A 19,627-nucleotide genomic window follows, 5' to 3' on the forward strand; every position below is an offset into this window, starting at 1 on the left:
GAAATTGTGGCTTTTATCCAGAACAACCTGGCTGATTACTCTGTGTCCCAGCTTTGCAGCGCCTTGAAATTCCCAAGGGGCACCTATTACAAGGCTCTGGTCCGTGTGCCTTCAAATAAGCAAAAAGAGTATGAAGAATTCGGCCGGAAAGTGAAACAGGCATATGAGGACTCAAAACAGAGATATGGAGCTGTCAAAATATGCCGCATACTGAATGATAACGGTACATCCTGCAGCGTCAAGCGGGTGCAGAGGCATATGGCAGAGCAGGGGCTGCGCTCTGTTGTAGTAAAGAAGTACAACCACCGTGCCAATCATGGCAGCGTCCCAGATGATAAGGTAAATATTTTGCAGCGTGATTTTGAAACGGAGACCATTAACCAAAAATGGTGTACGGACATTACTTACATCCATGTGCAGAAAGAAGGATGGACTTATCTGGCGTCTGTTATGGACCTATGCAGCCGCAAGATCATCGGGTATGCCTATGGAACATCTATGACGGCGGAACTGGCAGTCCAGGCAGTAAAGAATGCGTGCCTGAATGTCGCGGATACAGAGGGGATTATCCTGCACAGCGACCTTGGGAGTCAGTACACGGGTCGGGAATTTGAAAACTACTTGGCCAGCAGGGGAATCCTGCATTCTTTCAGCCGTAAGGGGAATCCATATGACAATGCCTGTATTGAGTCATTCCATTCCGTGCTGAAAAAGGAAGAAATCTATCTCCATGACTATCAGGATTCAACGGAAGCCCGCAGAGCAATCTTTGAATACATAGAGGGCTGGTATAACCGTAAAAGAATACACAGTGCTATTGGTTATATGACACCACAACAAAAGGAGGATGAAGAACTTAAAACAGCAGCATAACCTTTCAACTTTTTTTGTCTAAAGTATTGACATAGATCCACTTTGCCTTTCACATCCATATCTATTTCCACTGAGGATTTCGCCCATGTACCTGATTTGTGCAGGGCGCAATAAGGGGTTATTATTCTGTGCAATCCTCTCCAATTCGTCTACGGATATCCCCCAATCATTTACCATGTCCATTGTTACGGGCATCCGCGCTATCCTGTCTTTGCTGTGGCACAAATCCGTGCTGTGAAACTCCCAGACCATAGCCAGGGGCATATCCTTGAAACACTTTATGGGACGGTTCCTCATCCGTTCTATGTATTGGGGCTTACTGCTGATGAGCCGGCTGACAATCCGTTTCTTGAGATACTCGAAGTCGGAAACGTCAATGCTGCAGAAGTCTTCCGGTACATAGTAAAGAATCCGGCTATTCAGGATATTCGCGATCACACATTCCGGCGTACATTTTCCAGACAGGTATTCCCGGTAGTCGAGGGTTAATGTGTAACGTATTGTCGTGTTGGAACATGGACGGTTAATCTGTATTTGTGCATGCCCGTCCTTTTCATATTTGATATTTACCTTCGCCTTTTCCAGCTCGTGAGGAAGTCCGGCTTTCACGCCTTTACGTACGCATTCTGAAAATTCTTTTAAAGCCATTAATTTTTTCATCTTGATATTCCTTTCTGTGATATAGGTTTTATTTTCAGTTTTCCACCCGACCGAAGGTTTTTTAAAACACCTCTTTTTGATTTGATATTTACCATTTTTATAGTTTATTTCGTTGTAAAACGGAATCCCTGTGTTATACTAATTATCATAACCATCCGGGCATCTTGTGATGTCAGTATTAAGCATTTAGGAGGAATTGAGATGTATAAGAATATTGAAAAACAGAAGAGCATGAAATTAAAAGATTTGGTGGATTATCAGGCAGGGCAGGTAGTGAGCAGGACGCTGGTGCAGAATGCCTCCGTCAGCATGACGATTTTCTCATTCGACAAAGGAGAGGAGATTTCCACCCATGCGTCCGGCGGAGATGCTATGGTCACGGTGCTGGAGGGCAAGGGCAAGTTTACCGTTGGGGGAGAGGTATTTATTCTTGAAGAAGGGGAGACATTAATTATGCCGAAAGACGTTCCTCATGCGGTATTTGGGGAGGAACGGTTCAAGATGCAGCTTACGGTTTCATTTTAAATATAACAAGATTTGGAAATAGGCTGCCCTGAAAATAAAATTTTATTCAGGGCAGCCTATTTCCATGCTAATTATTTGCAAAAGGGTACAAAAGGATACAGAAAAGATATATTCATATGATATGGTATCACCATACAGAAAAATTGTCCGGACATTTTCTGTAAACGATACACGGATTGACGGAATGTGGAGAACGTAGATATCTGTAAAAGATACAAGAACTGGCGAAATATGGAGAATATATATGGAACTAAGATTACTGATTGTGGAGGACGACGCTCTGCTTGCAGAGGCTGCAGCGGACTATTTTACAGGCAAGGGATGGAGTGTGGAGGAAGCGGAAGACGGGATACAGGCATTGGAGCGTTTGGAAACCCAAAGTTACCACTTGATTCTGCTGGATGTTATGATACCGGGCGTCAATGGCTTTGACGTGTGCCGACGGATTCGCAAAGACTGTGACGTCCCGGTCATTTTTATCACGGCACGGGTGATGGAAGAGGATATGCTTAACGGCTATGCGCTTGGGGCGGACGATTATGTGACGAAACCGTTTTCACTCCCCGTATTGTATGCCAAGGCAATGGCGCTTACTGGGAGAGTTCAGGGAATCAACGCTTTCGTGGAGCTTGGCGGCCTGAAAGCAGATATCCGGAGCCGAAGTGTCCAAAAAGGCGGGGAAATCATTCCCCTGCCGCCCAAAGAATATGAGATGCTTTTGTTCCTAATGCAGAATCCGGGGAGGGTCTACAGCCGGGAGCAGCTTTTGATTCGCTTCTGGGGATATGATTTTGACGGAAATGAGCGGGTAGTGGACAATCATATCAAAAAGCTGCGCAAGGCAATCGGTTCCTGCGGATGTACCATAGAGACTGTGCGGAAGTTCGGATATCGTTTATCCACGGAAAATGGCAATCCGTAATGAGGCGTAATGTGACGCCGGTTTACCTGTAATCTGGTTGACTGGCGCATAAATCGGAGGTGGTACGATGAATGGAATACGGAATAAAAAAAAGAAAAGATTCTGGAAACCGGCAGCCGCCGTTTTTCTTACCCTGTATCTGGCGACGATGGGGCTGGCAACGCTGCTGGTGAAACAAAAGTTTGAGGAGGACTATATCCGTACGTTTGAGCAAGTTGCGACATCCATCCACAGAAAAGCGACGGACCAGGAGGATTCTATGGCAGAGTCTGAAGAATTTTCTGGAGAGGACAAGCGGCGGGAATATTATCGTTGTCTGGTAAATGAATATTTCTGGAGTACGACGAACCCCCAACTGAATATTGCAGTCGCCGTTTATGACAAGGAGCAGAATTTGCTGGCAAATAGCTATGATGCAATCGGCGATATGATGTATATGGCGGATACCGCCGGAATCAACGTTGGCCCTTTCAATCTGGATGATTATCTCACATTTAAGCAAAAAGAAGAACTGGCGGAACATTGCTGGAAGGAAAGACAGTCTACGGAAAACTATACGCTGCCGGGAAAATATAGATTCCTAATCCGCATATCTTCGGATGGAAAGGAATTGTATGATATTTTCGTCCAGGAACTTACGTGGGAGGAAGGAGAGGAGGCGAATGAAAAGCAGTATAAAAATCCGCTTACAGGGGAGATGGTTACACATGCAAGCGTCGGTCTGATGGTGGATTATGCCACGGGAAAAGAGTATGGCACCGAGCGGATTTTTCATGTCACAGACAGCAAAATCCTGTGGGAGTGGGCGAATCCGGATATTAGCAAAGAGGAGCGGAAAAATGGAGAAGTTCAGGATGCAGGCCTTGTATTTCCCTACATCACTTCTTATGAGAGATGGCACAGATGGAGCAGCAGTAAATATCTCCATAGTTTCCCGAATCCGGGAGAGTTTTTTGGAGAAGCGGAAACAGCAGAAGCAGCAGAAGCAGAATATCCCAGTATCTACAGTGAAAGAGAGGGACTGCTTTTCCGATGTAAGTATAAGCTGAAAGTGGAATTTGTAGACGACCCTTATGTCTATATGGAAATCCGCATGGAAGAAAGGCCCTGGAGCGATGCATTTGAATATATGAAATACCTCTATCTGGCGGGACTGCTCTTGACTGTCCTATGTGTGTTTGTGGTCAGCCATACATTTGAGCAGACCTATGCACGGCAGATGGCGTTGGAGGAAACGCGGCGGGATATCACCAACGCCATGGCGCACGAGCTGAAAACGCCTCTTGGCATTATCCGGAATTTTGCGGAGAATCTGATAGAGCATAATATGGAGGAAAAGAGGGACTATTATCTCACCCAGATTATCGGACAGACGGAGGAGATGGATTCTCTGGTGAGGGAAATGATAGAGATATCGAAACTGGACGATTCCGAGGAACTGGCGCTGAAAAAAGAAACAGTGTCATTTGGGGAACTGATTCGGGAGGAAATGAAGAAGTTTGAGCCGATGATTGACGAGAAGAATATTCAGGTGCAATATCAGGAAGACGCAGATTTCCTGGTGGAGGGCGACCGGGAATATCTTGGGAAGGCAGTTTGGAATCTGATTTCTAATGCCGTGGAGTATAATGTGCCTGATGGCAGGATACTGGTCAGGACAGAAGCGGGGAAGTGCGTGATTGAGAATACCGGGAAAACCATGGAAGAGGAACAGCTTCTGCATGCCTTTGATTTGTTCTATACCGGGAATAAAAGCCGGGGGAAGAAGGAGAAGCATATGGGGATTGGGCTGTTTCTGGTGAAGAAGATTTTAGGGCTTCATGGAATGGGAGTGATGATTGAGAATACAGAGGAGGGGATTCGGGTTACGGTGAAACATTTAAAATAAAAATTACCTTAATGCGGACGATAATCAAAATACAGTTTGACTTCCTGCATTCCCGCGTTGTATACTATGCTTACGAAGAGAAAGGAAAACAGCACAAGATGAAGTGTCCGTATTGTAACCAGTTAGATACCAGAGTAATCGACTCCAGGCCCGCGGAAGATGGCAATTCCATCCGCCGCCGCCGTTCCTGCGACGCCTGCGGCAAGCGTTTTACGACCTACGAGAAGGTCGAGACAATTCCCTTAATCATTATCAAAAAAGACAACAACCGAGAACAGTATAACCGGGGCAAGATCGAGAACGGAATCCTGCGGGCATGCTATAAGCGGCCGGTATCTGCAGTGGATATCCAGCGCACCATCGACAGGATAGAGACGAAGGTATTCAGCCTGGAGGCGAAGGAGATTCCCAGCAGCCGGGTAGGGGAGATTGTCATGGAGGAATTGAAGAATCTGGACGAGGTTGCATACGTGAGATTTGCGTCGGTTTATCGGGAATTCAAAGACGTGAACACATTTATGGACGAGCTGAAAAAGATATTGAAGTAGCCTTATAGAAAAATTGGAAGATATTTGATAGAGAAGATATTTGCTATGACGTGAATTAAGTGGTAGAATAGGGAAGAAGCAAAGCAGGAATCGTTTGCTTCTTCCTTTTTATAGCGCGGCATCCTACACATGTCTGGTATCGGGATGCATAGGCAACCGTCGGAATTAAGATTGTGAATATACGATAGATTGGGTGAGATAAATGAGAACATACAAATTGACCATCGCTTACGATGGCAGCAGATATCAGGGATGGCAGCGCCAGGTCACGACGGACAATACCATCCAGTTCGTCATGGAGTGGAGCATCGGCAAATTAGTAGGCTACCGGGTCCAGGTAGACGGTTCCGGGCGGACGGACGCAGGAGTCCATGCCCGCGGGCAGGTGGTTAGCGTGAAGCTGTCGAAACTTTACGATACCAATGAATTCAAAGAGTCTTTGAACCGGTATCTTCCGGAAGATATCCGTGTGGTGAAGGTGGAGCTAGTAAGGAACAGTTTCCATGCCCGCAAGAGCGCGAAGGGTAAGAAATACGAGTATTATATCGACTGCCGGGAGAAGCCGGACGTATTTTCCCGGAGATACTGCTACCATTATCCGGAGAAACTGGATATTGAGGCGATGCGCGATGCCACCAAGTATCTAATCGGCCCTAAGAACTTCATAAGCTTCACCGATGACAAGGAATGTAAGGATTCCATCCGGCGTATCACGAATATCAAGATTGTAAGCAATGGAGAGAAGGTCAGGATTACCTATTACGGCACAGGTTTCCTATATCATATGGTACGGATTCTGACCGGGACGTTATTAGAGATTGGGACGGGCAAGCGGGACGCCTCAAAGCTGCCGGTGGTGATAGCGGCGGAGGATCGAAGCCTTGCAGGATTCCTTGCGCCGGCAAGGGGATTGTTCCTGCGGAAAGTATATTATTAGTAGAATGCCATCGGCATAATACGGGAATCATGGAGGAGTTTCAACGATGAAATTTATATCATGGAATGTAAATGGAATCCGCGCGTGTGTGCAGAAGGGATTCATGGATTTTTTTCAGGAGGCGGACGCAGATGTTTTCTGTATTCAGGAAACGAAGATGCAGGAAGGACAGCTTGCCCTTGAGACGCCGGGCTATCATCAGTATTGGAATTACGCCCAGCGGAAAGGCTATTCAGGGACGGCAGTCTTTACGAAGAAAGAGCCTATATCTGTTTCTAACGGAATCGGGATTGCAGAGCATGACCAGGAAGGGCGCGTGATTACGCTGGAATTTGAGGATTACTATTTTATCACGGTATACACGCCGAATTCCCAGAACGAGCTGGCAAGGCTTCCCTACCGGATGGAGTGGGAGTCGGCGTTTCTGGCGTACTTGAAAAGGCTGGAAGAGAAAAAGCCTGTGATTTTCTGTGGGGATTTGAATGTGGCCCATAAGGAGATTGACTTGAAGAACCCTAAGACGAACCATAAGAATGCAGGATTTACCGATGAGGAGCGGGGGAAGTTCACAGAACTTCTTGAATCGGGATTTATAGACACGTTCCGGCACTTCTATCCGGATGTGGAAGGGATCTATTCCTGGTGGTCTTACCGTTTTAGTGCGCGCGCTAAGAATGCAGGGTGGCGGATTGATTATTTCTGCGTGTCAGAATGCCTGAAAGACAGGCTGAAGGATGCGAAGATCCTGACGGATGTAATGGGGTCAGACCATTGCCCGGTCATGCTTGAGATCAACTCGTAAATCGGGGTGGGGCAATCGCAGACTGTCTGGAGGATATGCTGTAGCGGGACACGCTGTCCCCCCTACAGATATCCTCCATCCACTCCGATCACCTGTCCCGTCAGATACCCGGGCGCATGGGCCAAGTCCCACGCCACCTGGGCAATCTCCTCTGCCGTTCCATATCTTCCTGCCGGAATCTCATTCTCTAATGTTTTCCGTTCTTCTTCCGATAACTGCATATTCATCTTGGTATCAATCACCCCGCAGGCAATAGCGTTCACTTGGATATTGCTGGGCGCAAGTTCTTTGGCAAGCGCCTTCGTAAGTCCGTTCACCCCCGCTTTAGAAGCAGAATAAGCCACTTCGCAGGATGCCCCCGAAGTCCCCCACATGGAGGAAATATTGATGATTTTCCCAGACTGCCGTGATATCATAGGAGGAATCGCCTTGCGGCAGCAGTAGAAGACGGAAGACAGGTTGGTATCAATCACTTTCCGCCAGTCATCGTCACCCATATCCATCAAAAGCCCTATATGAGAAATGCCCGCATTATTGACCAGCACGTCCAGACAGCCGCAGGAACGGTAAATCTGTTCAAACATGGACGCAACATCCTTTGGATTCCCCACATCCCCGCAGACCACCTCGCAAGAACCCTGATATACCTCCTCGATTCCCCGCCGCACCTCATTCAGTTCATCCACCGAAGTGCAGCAGTTCAGGAAAACATGATACCCTCCCTTTGCAAACCGAAAGGCAGCCGCCCGCCCGATACCACGGGAAGCCCCCGTAACCAGTACATTTTTTGATTCCATCCCCAATTCTCCAATCCAATAAAATGCTTTATAAAATGTTTATAAATTATCTATTAAATCGCATCTTCGCGCCACCATTATACACCAGAATTCTTGTCAATAAAAGTCTCAAGTGCTATGATTTACATATTATTTTAATAATATGTAAATCAACTAACACACAGAAAGAGGGCTTCACATGCTATCAAAATTCAGCGTAAAAAAACCTTACACAGTAGTAGTAGGCGTAGTACTCATTATCATTCTGGGAGTGGTTTCCTTCGGCAATATGACCGTAGACCTTCTGCCGAGCATGAACCTTCCATATGCAATCGTCATGACTACATACATAGGCGCAAGCCCCGAGGAAGTCGAGCAGATTGTGACGAAACCTGTGGAGCAGACCATGGCGACGGTCAGCAACATCAAGACCGTTCAGTCTATTTCCAATGAAAATGCTTCTACGGTAGTCCTGGAATTTGACCAGACGGCGAACATGGATTCCGTTACCATCGAGATGCGGGAAAGCCTTGACCAGATTCAAGGCTTCTGGCCCGACGAAGTGTCGAACCCCATCATTATGAAACTGAATCCGGACATGATGCCGGTACTGGTGGCGGCGGTGAGCGCCGAGGGTGAAGACGCGGCGGAAACCAGCAAAATCATCGATGAACAGGTGATTCCCGAAGTAGAAAGCGTGGAAGGCGTCGCATCCGTCACCGTGACCGGAAGCATCGAAGAAACGGTCGAAATCACCGTCAACGAGCAGAAGGTCACAGAGCTGAACGACGAAATCAAGGCAGAAATGGAGCGGAAGGTAAACGAGGCAAAAAGCGCGCTGGATGAGGCGAAAGCCCAGGTCGCAAGCGGGAAAGCCGCTCTGGAATCCGGCAAGGCACAGGCTTCTTCCGGCTTAGCCGAAGCCGAGTCACAGATTTCTATGAAAAGCGAAGAAATCAAACAGGCTCAGTTGGAAATCACGGAGAAGATGGCTGAGTTAAATGTAGCCGAGACACAGCTTCAGCAGAACCTTGCCCTGATTCAGGCGGGAAAAGCAGAGGCACAGGCCCAGTTGACTCAGCTTGACGCGTCGAAAGCAAAATACGACGAGATTAAAGGTACGCTGGAATTGCCGGATATTGGGCTTACAGAAGAGCAGAAAGCAGAACTGGAAGCACAACTGGCCCAACTTGAGACAATCGTAGGCGACGGAGTCTACGAGACGGCGCGGGCGGCAATCGTGGCGGCTATTGAGCAGTTAGAACAGCAGGAGGCGGGGCTTTTAGAAGGCAAAAACCAACTGGTGACCGGGAAAAGCCAGTTACAGGCAGTGCAGCAGCAAATCAACGAGGGAGCCATGACACTGGCCCAGGCAAGGGGAGAGCTTGCGTCCGCCCAGTTAGAGGCAGCGGTTGGTATCGGAGAAGGCACGGCGCAGCTTGCCGCAGGGGAATCCGCTCTGCAAATGCAGGAGGCGCAGATGGAATCTGCCATGGAAGAAGCCTCCGCCGGGGCAGAAATCGGCAGCCTCCTTACGGCGGACATGGTAAAGACCATCCTTTCGGCAGAGAATTTCAGCATGCCGGCAGGCTATGTGCAGGAAGAGGGGAGCGATTTCCTTATCCGTGTGGGTGAGAAATTCAAAAACATCGGAGAACTGAAAGACTTAGTGCTGGTGGATATGGAAGGAATCGACCCTGTGAAGCTGTCGGACGTAGCCAGCGTTGAAATAGTCAACAATGCAGACGAGACCTATGCGAAAATCAACGGAAACGCCGGCGTCATGCTGATGATCCAGAAGCAGACCGGTTATTCCACGGGCGACGTAAGCGATCGGGTGTTAGAGCGTCTGAAGCAGGTGAAAAAAGAGCATTCTGGCATTGATACGGTAGTCCTGATGGATCAGGGAGTCTACATCGACTTAATTGTTAATTCTGTGCTGGAGAACCTGGTGTACGGCGCGGCGCTTGCAGTCATTATCCTGCTGGTATTCCTAAAGAGCATCCGGCCAACGTTTGTAATCGCATGCTCTATCCCAATCAGTATCATGACGGCGTTAGTGGCGATGTATTTCTCCGGAGTCACACTGAATATCATTTCCCTGTCAGGGCTTGCGCTGGGAGTAGGTATGCTGGTGGATAACTCCATCGTCGTGATTGAAAATATTTACCGGATGCGGAACGAAGAAGGCGCGTCTGCAAAACAAGCCGCAATCGAAGGGGCGAGACAGGTGGGCGGGGCGATCGCGGCGTCCACCCTGACTACCGTATGTGTGTTCCTTCCTATCGTATTTACCTCAGGAGTCACAAGGCAGCTCTTTGTGGATATGGGACTGACAATCGCCTATTCCCTGCTTGCCAGTCTCCTGATTGCCCTGACCCTGGTTCCGATGATGTCAGCGGGGCTGCTTAGGAAGACGGAGAACAAGGAGTCACGGTTCTTTATCAAGGTGCGGGAGATTTACGGAACTATGCTCCGCTGCGCCCTGAACCATAAAGTCCTTGTCATCCTTGGCGCCTTACTCTTGTTCGCAGGCAGCATAGCCATAGAGCTGACACGAGGAACTCAGTTCATGCCTGACATGGAGAGTACCCAGATCAGCATGGATCTGGAGATGGAAAAGGGAACCAGTTTAGAAGAGACGGCCAAGACCGCCGATGAGGTGATGGAACGGGTAAGTAAAATCAAAGATATCGAGGATGTGGGCGGCCTGATGGCTTCAGACTCCATGATGGGAGGAGGGCAGTCAGAGAGCAACAGCATTTCCTTTTATGCCACGACCAAGGAGAATCCTTCCATGTCCAACGAGCAGTTGAAAAAGGAAATCGAGAAGGTTACGAAAGACCTTGCCGGAGAGCTTACGGTAAATATGTCCAACATGGATATGAGCGCTTTGGGAAGCGCCGGAATCAATATCCAGATAAAGGGTAAGGACTTAGACCGTCTGCAGAAGATTGCAAAGGATGTCAAGAAAATCGTGGAGGGCGTCAAAGGAACGCAGAACGTATCGGACGGAACCGAGGATAATAAGGAAGAGCTTCGGGTCATTGTGGATAAAGCAAAAGCGACGCAGCACAGCCTGACGGTGGCGCAGGTGTACCAGGAACTTTCCGGCAAGCTCTCGGAGGCGAGGACGGCAACGACGCTGTCCACGGACACCAACGAGTACGACGTCTATGTGCTGGACGACGCCAATGAAAGCCTGACCCGCGAGGATGTGAAGAACCTTACAGTCACGGCGCAGAAGCAGGACGGGACGAAAGAAGAGGTAAAACTTGGGGATATCGCCACGTTTGAGGACGCCTCCGGCCTACAGGCAATCAGCCGCATGGACCAGAGCCGCTATATGTCCGTAACGGCGGAGATTCAAGATGGGGATAATATCGGTCTTGTCAGTAATCGGGTGAAGAAGGCTTTAGGCGGTTACAGCGTACCGGAAGGCTATGAAGTCAGGATGACCGGTGAGGATGAGACGATTATGGAGGCGATGGTGGAACTCTTTAAGATGCTTGCCCTTGCGCTGGTGTTCATGTATCTTATCATGGTAGCGCAGTTCCAGTCCCTGCGCTCACCCTTCATCGTCATGTTTACCGTACCCCTTGCATTTACCGGAGGGCTTCTGGCGCTCTACATTGCCGGGATGCCGGTCAGCGTAATTGCCATGATTGGATTCGTCATGCTGTCGGGTATTATTGTGAATAATGGGATTGTCTTCATTGACTATGCCAATCAGCTCATTGAAAATGGAATGGAACAGCGGGAAGCCCTTGTGGAGGCGGGAACGACCAGGCTTCGCCCAATCGTTATGACGGCGCTGACCACGATCCTTGGCCTGTCCACCATGGCAGCCGGGTTCGGCATGGGGGCGGACATGGTCCAGCCGATGGCCGTGGTGACAATCGGAGGATTGATATACGGAACTGTATTGACTTTGTTCGTCGTTCCCTGTATATTTAACTTATTCCATAAAAAAGAAAAAGCGAGGCTTCGTGAAGGAATTGAGGAGGAAGAAAACCTGTTAGATGAGTAGCGGCATTAAGAGAGGTAAGAGTATGATTGACAGAGCAGTCGAATTCGCATTTAAGGCACACGAAGGGCAATTTAGGAAGGGGACGAAGCGTCCGTATATCGTTCATCCGGTGGAGGTGAAGGATATTGTTTCGACGATGACGAAGGATGAGGAGGTAATCAGTGCGGCTGTGCTGCACGACACGATTGAAGACTGTGAAGGGGTGACGCAGAGGATACTGGCGCAGGAGTTTTCGGAGCGGGTGGCAAGGATTGTCGCCCAGGAGAGTGAGGATAAGTCAAAATCCTGGATGGACAGGAAGCTCAGTACGATTGAACACCTGCGGAATGCGCCCAGGGATGTGCAGATGATCGGACTTGCGGATAAGCTGTCGAATATCCGGGATATCGACAGGGATTATCCTGTTCTGGGGGAAGAACTCTGGAACAGGTTCCGCATGAAGGACAAGCATATCATTGGGTGGTATTACAAGGGAGTCCGGGACGTTCTTAGGATACCCTTTGAAGGCGCGGAACCCTTTGAGGAGTATTGCAGGCTGATCGAGAAGAATTTTGGGGATTTTACGCCCGTGTACGGCAGGGCAGGATTGGAACTGAGTAATGATAATCAGCGCTAGCAGAAGAACGGATATTCCGGCGTTATATCCGGAGTGGTTCGTGAACCGCCTGAAAGCCGGGGAAGTGCTGGTTCCGAATCCATATAACCGTAAAAAGATAAAAAGGATTTTCCTGTCTCCTGAGACGGTGGATTGTATCGTGTTCTGGACGAAGAATCCAAGGCCTATGCTGCCGTATCTGCGCGAGATTGAAGAGATGGGCTATGAGTATTATTTTCAGGTGACAATCACAGACTATGAGTCAGATATGGAGGTGAATCTGGCGGATACGTCGGACGTGATGGCGTCCTTTGTGCTGATGAGCGAAAAACTGGGGAGGGAACGCATGGACTGGCGGTTCGACCCGCTCCTGCTTACGGAGAAGTATACCATATCCTATCATCTGGAGCAGTTCGAGCTGATGTGCAGGTGGCTTGCCAAGGCGACAACAAGATGTATCATCAGCTTTGTGGACGCATATAAGGGCAGCCCGTTCCGGGAGCTTACGGAGGATGAAATCCTGAAGCTGGCAGGGGGACTTAGCAGGATTGCCCGAAGTTACAACCTTCCGCTTTTTACCTGTGCGGAGAAGATGAATCTTGAGCGTTTCGGGATTGGGCACTGTGCATGTATTGATAAGGCGAAGATAAGAAGCCTGACAGGATATCGTCTGGATCTGAAAAAGGATGGCGGGCAGCGTAAGGAGTGCCGGTGTGTGGAGAGCGTGGATATTGGGATATACCACACCTGCATCCATGGGTGTAAGTATTGCTATGCCACGGGAAGCCAGGAGAATGCCCGGAACAAGTATGGGCAGCACGACCCGGATTCCCCGCTCCTTGTGGGGCATGTGCGGGGCGATGAAGTGATCAAGGAGCGGGCGGTTACGTCGGGCAGGGATATCCAGATATCGCTGTTTGATCTGCCTGGGATGTATACAGGATTTTAAGATGATTTAGCAGCAGGAGAAGCAGATGGCAGGCAAGGGCTAAGTGTCTTCTGGTTCCAGTAAAGACTCTGGCGTACACATGAGTATGTGCGCCAGAGTTATTATTTTATCTGCGGATGCGCGGTTGATACTTTTGGATGAAAGATATAATATCAATTCATTGACAAAATAGTAACAGGGTGATATATTTAAACTATAGTTTAAACTGCGGTCTAAAATAAGAATGGGTGCAGGAAACAAGCTGGTTTGTTCCGCAGATGTACTGCGGTTGATGAGAGGATTATGAGATGAAAAATATTACGAATATACAGAAGTTCTCGGTCCATGACGGGGACGGTATCCGGACGTCTGTGTTTTTCAAGGGATGCCCGCTTAGATGCCAGTGGTGCCACAATCCGGAGACCCGGCGTTATGAAAGGGAGATGCAGTACGATCCGGAGAAATGCACAGGCTGCGGCGCATGTGCGAAGATTTGCCCCAGTCAGGCAATCACAATGAAGGATGGAAGACCTGTACTGGACCGTAAAGCCTGTACCTTGTGCGGCAAGTGTGAGAACTTCTGCCCGGCAGGAATCCGTGAGGTCGTTGGGCGTGAGTATACGGTAAAAGAGCTTGTGAAAGAGCTGATGAAGGACCAGATTTTTTATGAAGACTCCGGCGGAGGGGTTACGTTTTCCGGCGGGGAGGTTATGACGATGGATATGGAATATCTCCTTGCCGCCGCAAAGGAACTAAAGAAGCAGGATGTGACGCTTACCATTGACACCTGCGGGCATGTCCCATACGAGAAGTTTCAGGCAATCCTGCCTTATGTGGATACATTTCTCTACGACATAAAAGTAATGGATTCACAGCGCCATAAACAATATATGGGTGTGGATAACAAGCTGATTCTTGAGAACCTGGTCCGCCTTGCCAGGGACGGGGCGAGAATCTACATACGGATTCCCGTGATAAAAGAAGTGAACGGCAATGAGAAGAATATGAAGGAAACCATAGCGTTTCTGAAAGAACACGATATCCATCCGCCTCAGATTAACCTGCTGCCCTACCACGATACAGGGAGCGGCAAGTATCCGAAGCTGGATATGGAATATAAGGGAACAGATTTACATGCACCGGAACGGGCCAAGATGGAAGAGTTTGTCCGGCTCTTTCAGGAAGCCGGGTTCCAGAACACAAAAATAGGAGGTTAAATGGACATGGCAAAGCGTGGTATGAATGAAAGAATCCAGAAGCTCAGGGAACTCAGTGTGACGACACCGGTTCACATTGACCTTGAAAGGGCAAAAATCGAGACGGATTTTTACAAAGAAAACGATGGAAAATATTCCATCCCTGTCATGCGTGCGATGGTTCTCAAAGAGTATTTCTCTAAGAAGACATTGTACTTAGGCGACGGGGAGCTGATTATCGGAGAGAAGGGAAGAGATCCTCAGGCGTCCCCCACATTCCCGGAGCTTTGCTGCCACAGCGTAGAGGACATGGTGGTCATGAGCGAGCGTGAGCTGGTATCCTTCCACACCACAGAAGAAGACCGGAAGTTACAGGCAGAGGAGATTATTCCATACTGGACGGGAAGAAGCATGAGGGAGAAGATCCTTGCGCGGATGACCCCGGAATGGCATGAGTGCTACAGCGCAGGAATGTTCACTGAGTTCATGGAGCAGAGAGGACCGGGGCATACCTGTGGCGGGGAGCAGGTATTTACGACGGGATACATGGACTACAAGGAGAAGATCCGTCAGACCATGGAGGCTCTGGATTACATTAACGATCCGGATGCGGTGAATAAATGCGAAGAGCTGAAGGCAATGGATATTTCCTGCGACGCTGTGCTCATCCTTGGTGAGCGTTATCATGAACTTGCCCTTGAGATGGCAGAAAAAGAAGGGGATGAGACAAGAAAGAAAGAGCTTCTTCAGATCGCTGCGAACCTTGAGGTGGTTCCGGCGCACAAGCCCCAGACATACTGGCAGGCAATCCAGTTATACTGGTTCACCCACCTTGCCGTCACCACAGAGCTGAACCCATGGGACGCATTTAGCCCGGGAAGGCTTGACCAGCATTTGAACCCATATTATGAGAGGGATGTGGAGGCTGGAATCCTGGACGATGAAAGGGCGTTGGAACTCTTAGAGTGCCTGTGGGTGAAATTCTATAACCAGCCTGCCCCGGTGAAGGTGGGCATTACATTGAAGGAGAGCGCAACCTATACGGATTTTGCAAATATCAATACAGGCGGAGTGACGCCGGACGGACGTAACGGGGTGAACAACGTAAGCTACCTGATTCTGGACTGTATGGATGAGATGAAGCTGGTTCAGCCCAACTCGAACGTGACCATCAGCAAGAAGACTCCTGCAAAATTCTTAAAGAGAGCCTGCGAGGTTTCCAGGAGAGGATGGGGACAGCCTGCATTTTACAATACGGAAGCCCAGATTATGGAGCTGATTAACGCAGGAAAGAACCTTGAGGACGCAAGGCGCGGCGGCTCTTCCGGGTGTGTGGAGACGGGCGCGTGGGGCAGCGAGGCTTATATCCTGACCGGGTATCTGAACATCCCGAAGGTGTTCCAGCTGACGCTGTTCAACGGATTTGACCAGTATTCCGGGAAACAGATTGGCCTGAAACTGGGGTATGCGAAGGATTTCAAGACCTATGAGGAGCTGTGGGAGGCATTCAAGAAGCAGCTTGCCCATATCGTTGACATCAAGATTCGCGGCAACAACGTGATTGAGCAGTTGTATGCACAGGAGATGCCTGCGCCGTGCCTTTCCGTTGTGACCAATGACTGCATTTCTAATGCAAAGGATTACAATGCAGGCGGCGCAAGGTATAATACCAACTATATTCAGGGCGTGGGCATTGGTACGGTCACAGATTGCCTTGCCGCTGTGAAATATAATGTGTTCGACAGGCAGAATTTTACCATGGAAGAGCTGATTGAGGCGATGGAGCATGATTATGAAGGATACGATGCCATTTACCGCATGGTTCATGACAAGACTCCTAAGTATGGCAATGACGATGATTATGCGGACGATATCATGCAGGAGGTGTTCGAGCTTTACAGAAGCTCGATTACAGGGCGTCCGAACATGAAGGGCGGCAAGTACGGGGTAGATATGCTGCCTACCACCTGCCACGTGTACTTCGGCGACGTCATCCTTGCGACGCCGAATGGAAGGAAAGCCCATAAGCCGGTTTCCGAGGGCATTTCCCCGGAGAAATCAGCGGATACCAACGGGCCTACGGCAGTCATCAAGTCCTGTGCGAAGATGGATCACCTTGCGACGGCGGGAACACTGCTGAACCAGAAGTTCACGCCGGATGTTGTGGCGGGCGAAGAGGGGCTTGACCATATGGCAAGCCTGATCCGGTCTTATTTCTCCATGGACGGACACCATATCCAGTTTAATGTGATTGACCGGCAGACGTTGATTGACGCCCAGAACAATCCGGAGGAGTACAAAGACCTGATTGTCCGTGTGGCGGGATACAGCGACTTCTTCCGCAATTTAAGCAAGCCGCTTCAGGATGAGATTATCGAGAGGACGGAGCAGAATTTTAATTAATCACGGCATGGCCTGTGTAAGGGATGGGGAACAAAAATTTCCTCATCCCTTTCTCGTGACCTTTTTCTTGCTTTTCTGACAAAAAACCATTACAATAATGTAAAGTGATAAAGGATATGGTTATTATGGCAGAGATACGAAAACGGCTGGTATTCCATGGAAGAGTGCAGGGAGTCGGTTTCCGTTATACGGCAAAGCATCTGGCGGGTTCCCTTGGGCTGACCGGGTGGGTCAGGAATGAATATGACGGTACTGTGCGGATGGAAGTCCAGGGGCGGCAAGCCTTGATTTATAAGTTGATGGAAGGGCTGAACAGGGGGATGTATATTTCCATTGACTGGATTGATGAGGAGGAGATTCCGGTAGTGGAGGAGAGCCGTTTTAGGGTGTGTTAGGATACGAATGTAAGGAATCAGTTGGCAGCAGGATAGGAGAATGGCATGGGAAAAGAAATCAAGAAAAGCGTGAAGAGCAGGATAGTCTCCGCAGCATGGCAGTTATTTTACGAAAAAGGATACAACGGTACGACAGTAGACGATATCATTGAATTGTCACAGACTTCCAAGGGTTCCTTCTACTACTATTTCAGCACAAAGGATGAACTCTTGAATACGTTGTCTATGATTCTGGATGATTATTATGAAGAGCTGGAGTCAAAGATGGAGCCGGAGATGAATAGTTTTGATAAACTATTATATCTGAACTATGAGATGCATACGATGATGGAGGAGAAGATTAACATTGACTTGCTTGCCTCTCTGTATTCCACGCAGCTTGTATCAGAGAAACAGAGCCATCTGTTAGACCGCAACCGCAATTACTACAGGCTGTTGGATCAGATCGTGGAGGAAGGGCAGAAGCGGGGGCAGATACGCGGGGAGCTTGCGGTGAGCGAGGTGACTCGATATTATGCCATGTGTGAACGCGCCCTGGTTTCGGACTGGTGCCTGAATAAAGGAAGGTACTCACTTGGAGAGTACAGCAAGGAATGCATGCCCTACATGATGGAACACTTCAAGGCATAGGCGGCGCCGTACATTTGCATCTGCCGTAAGGGCGCTCCATCGGAAAGCAGGATAAGGGTTATGAAAGAACGGAAAAGGAGGCTGAAAGTATGGTAATACAGGGCCTAAAGAAATTTTCGTTATTAGATTATCCGGGGAAGATTTCCTGTACGGTATTCACGGCAGGATGTAATTTCCGCTGTCCATACTGTTATTATAAGCCGTTGGTGATGAATACCCACGAGAACAGTGAGATTCCTGCGGAGGAAGTTTATGCATTTCTGGAGAAATATCAGGGAATCCTGGACGGAGTCTGCCTGACTGGCGGGGAGCCGTTGATTCAGCATGGGGTGGAGGATTTCCTGAGATATGTCAGGGAATTGGGATATGAGGTAAAACTTGAGACGAACGGGAGTTTCCCGGATAAATTAAAGCGGCTCGTTTCCGAGGGGCTGGTCAGTTATGTTGCCATGGATGTTAAGAATTCCCCGGAAAGTTACGGGAAGACGGTGGGGATTCAGGGGTATGACCTGGAAAATGTTAAAAAGAGCATAGAATTTCTGCTCAGTGACGCCGTGCCGTATGAGTTCTGTACGACCGTTGTGCTGGAATATCACCAGCGGTCGGATTTTGAGTCCATTGGGAAATGGATTGCCCATGCGAAACGGTACTATCTCCAACGTTTCTACAACTCCGAACATGTGATACGGCCAGGACTTCATAAGTACAATGACAGTATCATGGAGCAGGCGTTAGAGATTGTCAGGAAGGAAGTGCCGCAGGCGAAGTTGCGGGGGTGGTAGAGGTATCTTTCAATGCACTGTCCCGCCCGATTTCAAAATGGTCTGCCTTCAGGATTGCGAAGGATTGTTCGGCATCGCCTTTTCGCATATATTCAATCATCTTCCTGAGATTTTCGTTTGTCTTTTCTATCTGCATCCCATTCCTGACGGCAAACTGCCCGATGCGGATCAGCTCGCAAAGGTTGTTTTCATAGATTCTGTTAATCCGTCCATTTTCAAAGATGCTGATAATCTCCATGTGCATGGCGGTATCTGCAAGCTCCCATTCATAGGTATTTTCGGCGGCGGCAAACATGCGGACAACTTTCTCCTCAAGGCGGTAAGAATATTCTTCATTCCGTCCGGAGGTGAAGATCAGACGGAATGCGGCGCCTTCTAACAGTTCGCGGATCTGGTAAAGCTCGTTGATATCTTTGTCGGTAATCTCCCGGACAGTTATGGATTTGTAGTAGTCGGAGACGATCAACCCTTCTGACTGTAACTTTTGGATGGCTGTCCGGATTGGGCTTCGGCTCATGCCGAGTTCTGCGGCAAGCAAGGATTCGGTGAGCGGCGTCCCGGGGGGATAGGTCAGGTTCAGGATATTCTCTTTTATCTTATCGTATGCCTGTGTGGCAAGGGATGCGGTCTTTTCAGCCATGGTTTTCCCTCCGTTTTGTCAAAAAATATTGTGCATAGATTAATCATACTATAAAAGGTTAAAACGGGCAACTGGAAACGAGTATTAAAAAATCGGG

Annotated in this window: 18 protein-coding genes; 15 read left to right on the forward strand and 3 right to left on the reverse strand. The window is 48.8% G+C overall.

The window, feature by feature from the left end:
• The first annotated feature begins 6 nt into the window (after positions 1-6).
• The gene (locus AC6I3O_RS06930) at positions 7-873 is read left to right on the forward strand and encodes an IS3 family transposase (RefSeq protein ID WP_497849287.1); all 867 of its coding nucleotides are present in this window, start codon (positions 7-9) and stop codon (positions 871-873) included.
• A gap of 18 nt (positions 874-891) precedes the next feature.
• Here AC6I3O_RS06930 and AC6I3O_RS06935 read toward each other — a convergent pair whose 3' ends face one another.
• Complete coding sequence (locus AC6I3O_RS06935) at positions 892-1,533, reverse strand: DUF5688 family protein (protein ID WP_497850224.1); 642 nt, start codon at positions 1,531-1,533, stop codon at positions 892-894.
• Positions 1,534-1,734: 201 nt separating this feature from the next.
• Here AC6I3O_RS06935 and AC6I3O_RS06940 point away from each other — a divergent pair, with 201 nt between their 5' ends.
• The 6 genes from AC6I3O_RS06940 to AC6I3O_RS06965 all read left to right on the forward strand — a co-directional run bounded on the left by AC6I3O_RS06940 (position 1,735) and on the right by AC6I3O_RS06965 (position 7,155).
• Positions 1,735-2,058: a cupin domain-containing protein gene (locus AC6I3O_RS06940; protein WP_497850225.1), complete on the forward strand. Its 324-nt coding sequence runs from the start codon at positions 1,735-1,737 to the stop codon at positions 2,056-2,058.
• Positions 2,059-2,302: 244 nt separating this feature from the next.
• Positions 2,303-2,980: a response regulator transcription factor gene (locus AC6I3O_RS06945; RefSeq protein ID WP_497850226.1), complete on the forward strand. Its 678-nt coding sequence runs from the start codon at positions 2,303-2,305 to the stop codon at positions 2,978-2,980.
• Positions 2,981-3,047: 67 nt separating this feature from the next.
• Complete coding sequence (locus tag AC6I3O_RS06950) at positions 3,048-4,868, forward strand: sensor histidine kinase (protein ID WP_497850227.1); 1,821 nt, start codon at positions 3,048-3,050, stop codon at positions 4,866-4,868.
• Positions 4,869-4,966: 98 nt separating this feature from the next.
• Positions 4,967-5,416 (forward strand): transcriptional regulator NrdR, encoded by a 450-nt coding sequence (gene nrdR, locus AC6I3O_RS06955; RefSeq protein ID WP_497850228.1) that lies wholly within the window; start codon positions 4,967-4,969, stop codon positions 5,414-5,416.
• 202 nt (positions 5,417-5,618) lie between these two features.
• Positions 5,619-6,353: a tRNA pseudouridine(38-40) synthase TruA gene (gene truA, locus AC6I3O_RS06960; protein ID WP_497850229.1), complete on the forward strand. Its 735-nt coding sequence runs from the start codon at positions 5,619-5,621 to the stop codon at positions 6,351-6,353.
• Between the two features lie 46 nt (positions 6,354-6,399).
• Entirely contained in the window at positions 6,400-7,155 is a 756-nt protein-coding gene (locus AC6I3O_RS06965) for an exodeoxyribonuclease III (RefSeq protein ID WP_497850230.1), read from the forward strand.
• Positions 7,156-7,217: 62 nt separating this feature from the next.
• Here AC6I3O_RS06965 and ymfI read toward each other — a convergent pair whose 3' ends face one another.
• Entirely contained in the window at positions 7,218-7,952 is a 735-nt protein-coding gene (ymfI, locus tag AC6I3O_RS06970; RefSeq protein WP_497850231.1) for an elongation factor P 5-aminopentanone reductase, read from the reverse strand.
• A gap of 178 nt (positions 7,953-8,130) precedes the next feature.
• Here ymfI and AC6I3O_RS06975 point away from each other — a divergent pair, with 178 nt between their 5' ends.
• The 8 genes from AC6I3O_RS06975 (at position 8,131) to AC6I3O_RS07010 (ending at position 18,890) form a co-directional block, all read left to right on the forward strand.
• Positions 8,131-11,961: an efflux RND transporter permease subunit gene (locus AC6I3O_RS06975; RefSeq protein ID WP_497850232.1), complete on the forward strand. Its 3,831-nt coding sequence runs from the start codon at positions 8,131-8,133 to the stop codon at positions 11,959-11,961.
• A gap of 22 nt (positions 11,962-11,983) precedes the next feature.
• On the forward strand, positions 11,984-12,577 hold the full coding sequence (locus AC6I3O_RS06980; RefSeq protein WP_497850233.1) for an HD domain-containing protein: 594 nt from the start codon (positions 11,984-11,986) through the stop codon (positions 12,575-12,577).
• Positions 12,561-13,505 carry a DUF1848 domain-containing protein gene (locus tag AC6I3O_RS06985; protein WP_497850234.1) on the forward strand — a complete coding sequence of 315 codons (945 nt, stop codon included), beginning with the start codon at positions 12,561-12,563 and terminating at the stop codon, positions 13,503-13,505. Before AC6I3O_RS06980 ends, AC6I3O_RS06985 begins: the two co-directional genes overlap by 17 nt.
• A gap of 287 nt (positions 13,506-13,792) precedes the next feature.
• On the forward strand, positions 13,793-14,701 hold the full coding sequence (locus tag AC6I3O_RS06990) for a trans-4-hydroxy-L-proline dehydratase activase (RefSeq protein ID WP_497850235.1): 909 nt from the start codon (positions 13,793-13,795) through the stop codon (positions 14,699-14,701).
• Between the two features lie 6 nt (positions 14,702-14,707).
• A complete protein-coding gene (gene hypD, locus AC6I3O_RS06995) occupies positions 14,708-17,083 on the forward strand; it encodes a trans-4-hydroxy-L-proline dehydratase (protein ID WP_497850236.1) in 2,376 nt (791 codons plus the stop codon).
• A 125-nt stretch (positions 17,084-17,208) separates the two neighbouring features.
• Positions 17,209-17,478: an acylphosphatase gene (locus AC6I3O_RS07000; RefSeq protein WP_497850237.1), complete on the forward strand. Its 270-nt coding sequence runs from the start codon at positions 17,209-17,211 to the stop codon at positions 17,476-17,478.
• Between the two features lie 45 nt (positions 17,479-17,523).
• Positions 17,524-18,108, forward strand: coding sequence for a TetR/AcrR family transcriptional regulator (locus AC6I3O_RS07005; protein WP_497850238.1), 585 nt, complete (start codon positions 17,524-17,526; stop codon positions 18,106-18,108).
• A gap of 89 nt (positions 18,109-18,197) precedes the next feature.
• Positions 18,198-18,890 (forward strand): anaerobic ribonucleoside-triphosphate reductase activating protein, encoded by a 693-nt coding sequence (locus tag AC6I3O_RS07010; RefSeq protein WP_497850239.1) that lies wholly within the window; start codon positions 18,198-18,200, stop codon positions 18,888-18,890.
• On the opposite strand, the gene AC6I3O_RS07015 is transcribed toward AC6I3O_RS07010, so the two are convergent.
• Positions 18,850-19,530, reverse strand: coding sequence for a GntR family transcriptional regulator (locus AC6I3O_RS07015; RefSeq protein ID WP_497850240.1), 681 nt, complete (start codon positions 19,528-19,530; stop codon positions 18,850-18,852). The genes AC6I3O_RS07010 and AC6I3O_RS07015 overlap by 41 nt on opposite strands.
• Positions 19,531-19,627: the final 97 nt, after the last annotated feature.

It is taken from the genome of Sporofaciens sp. St.21A7, from assembly GCF_059728535.1.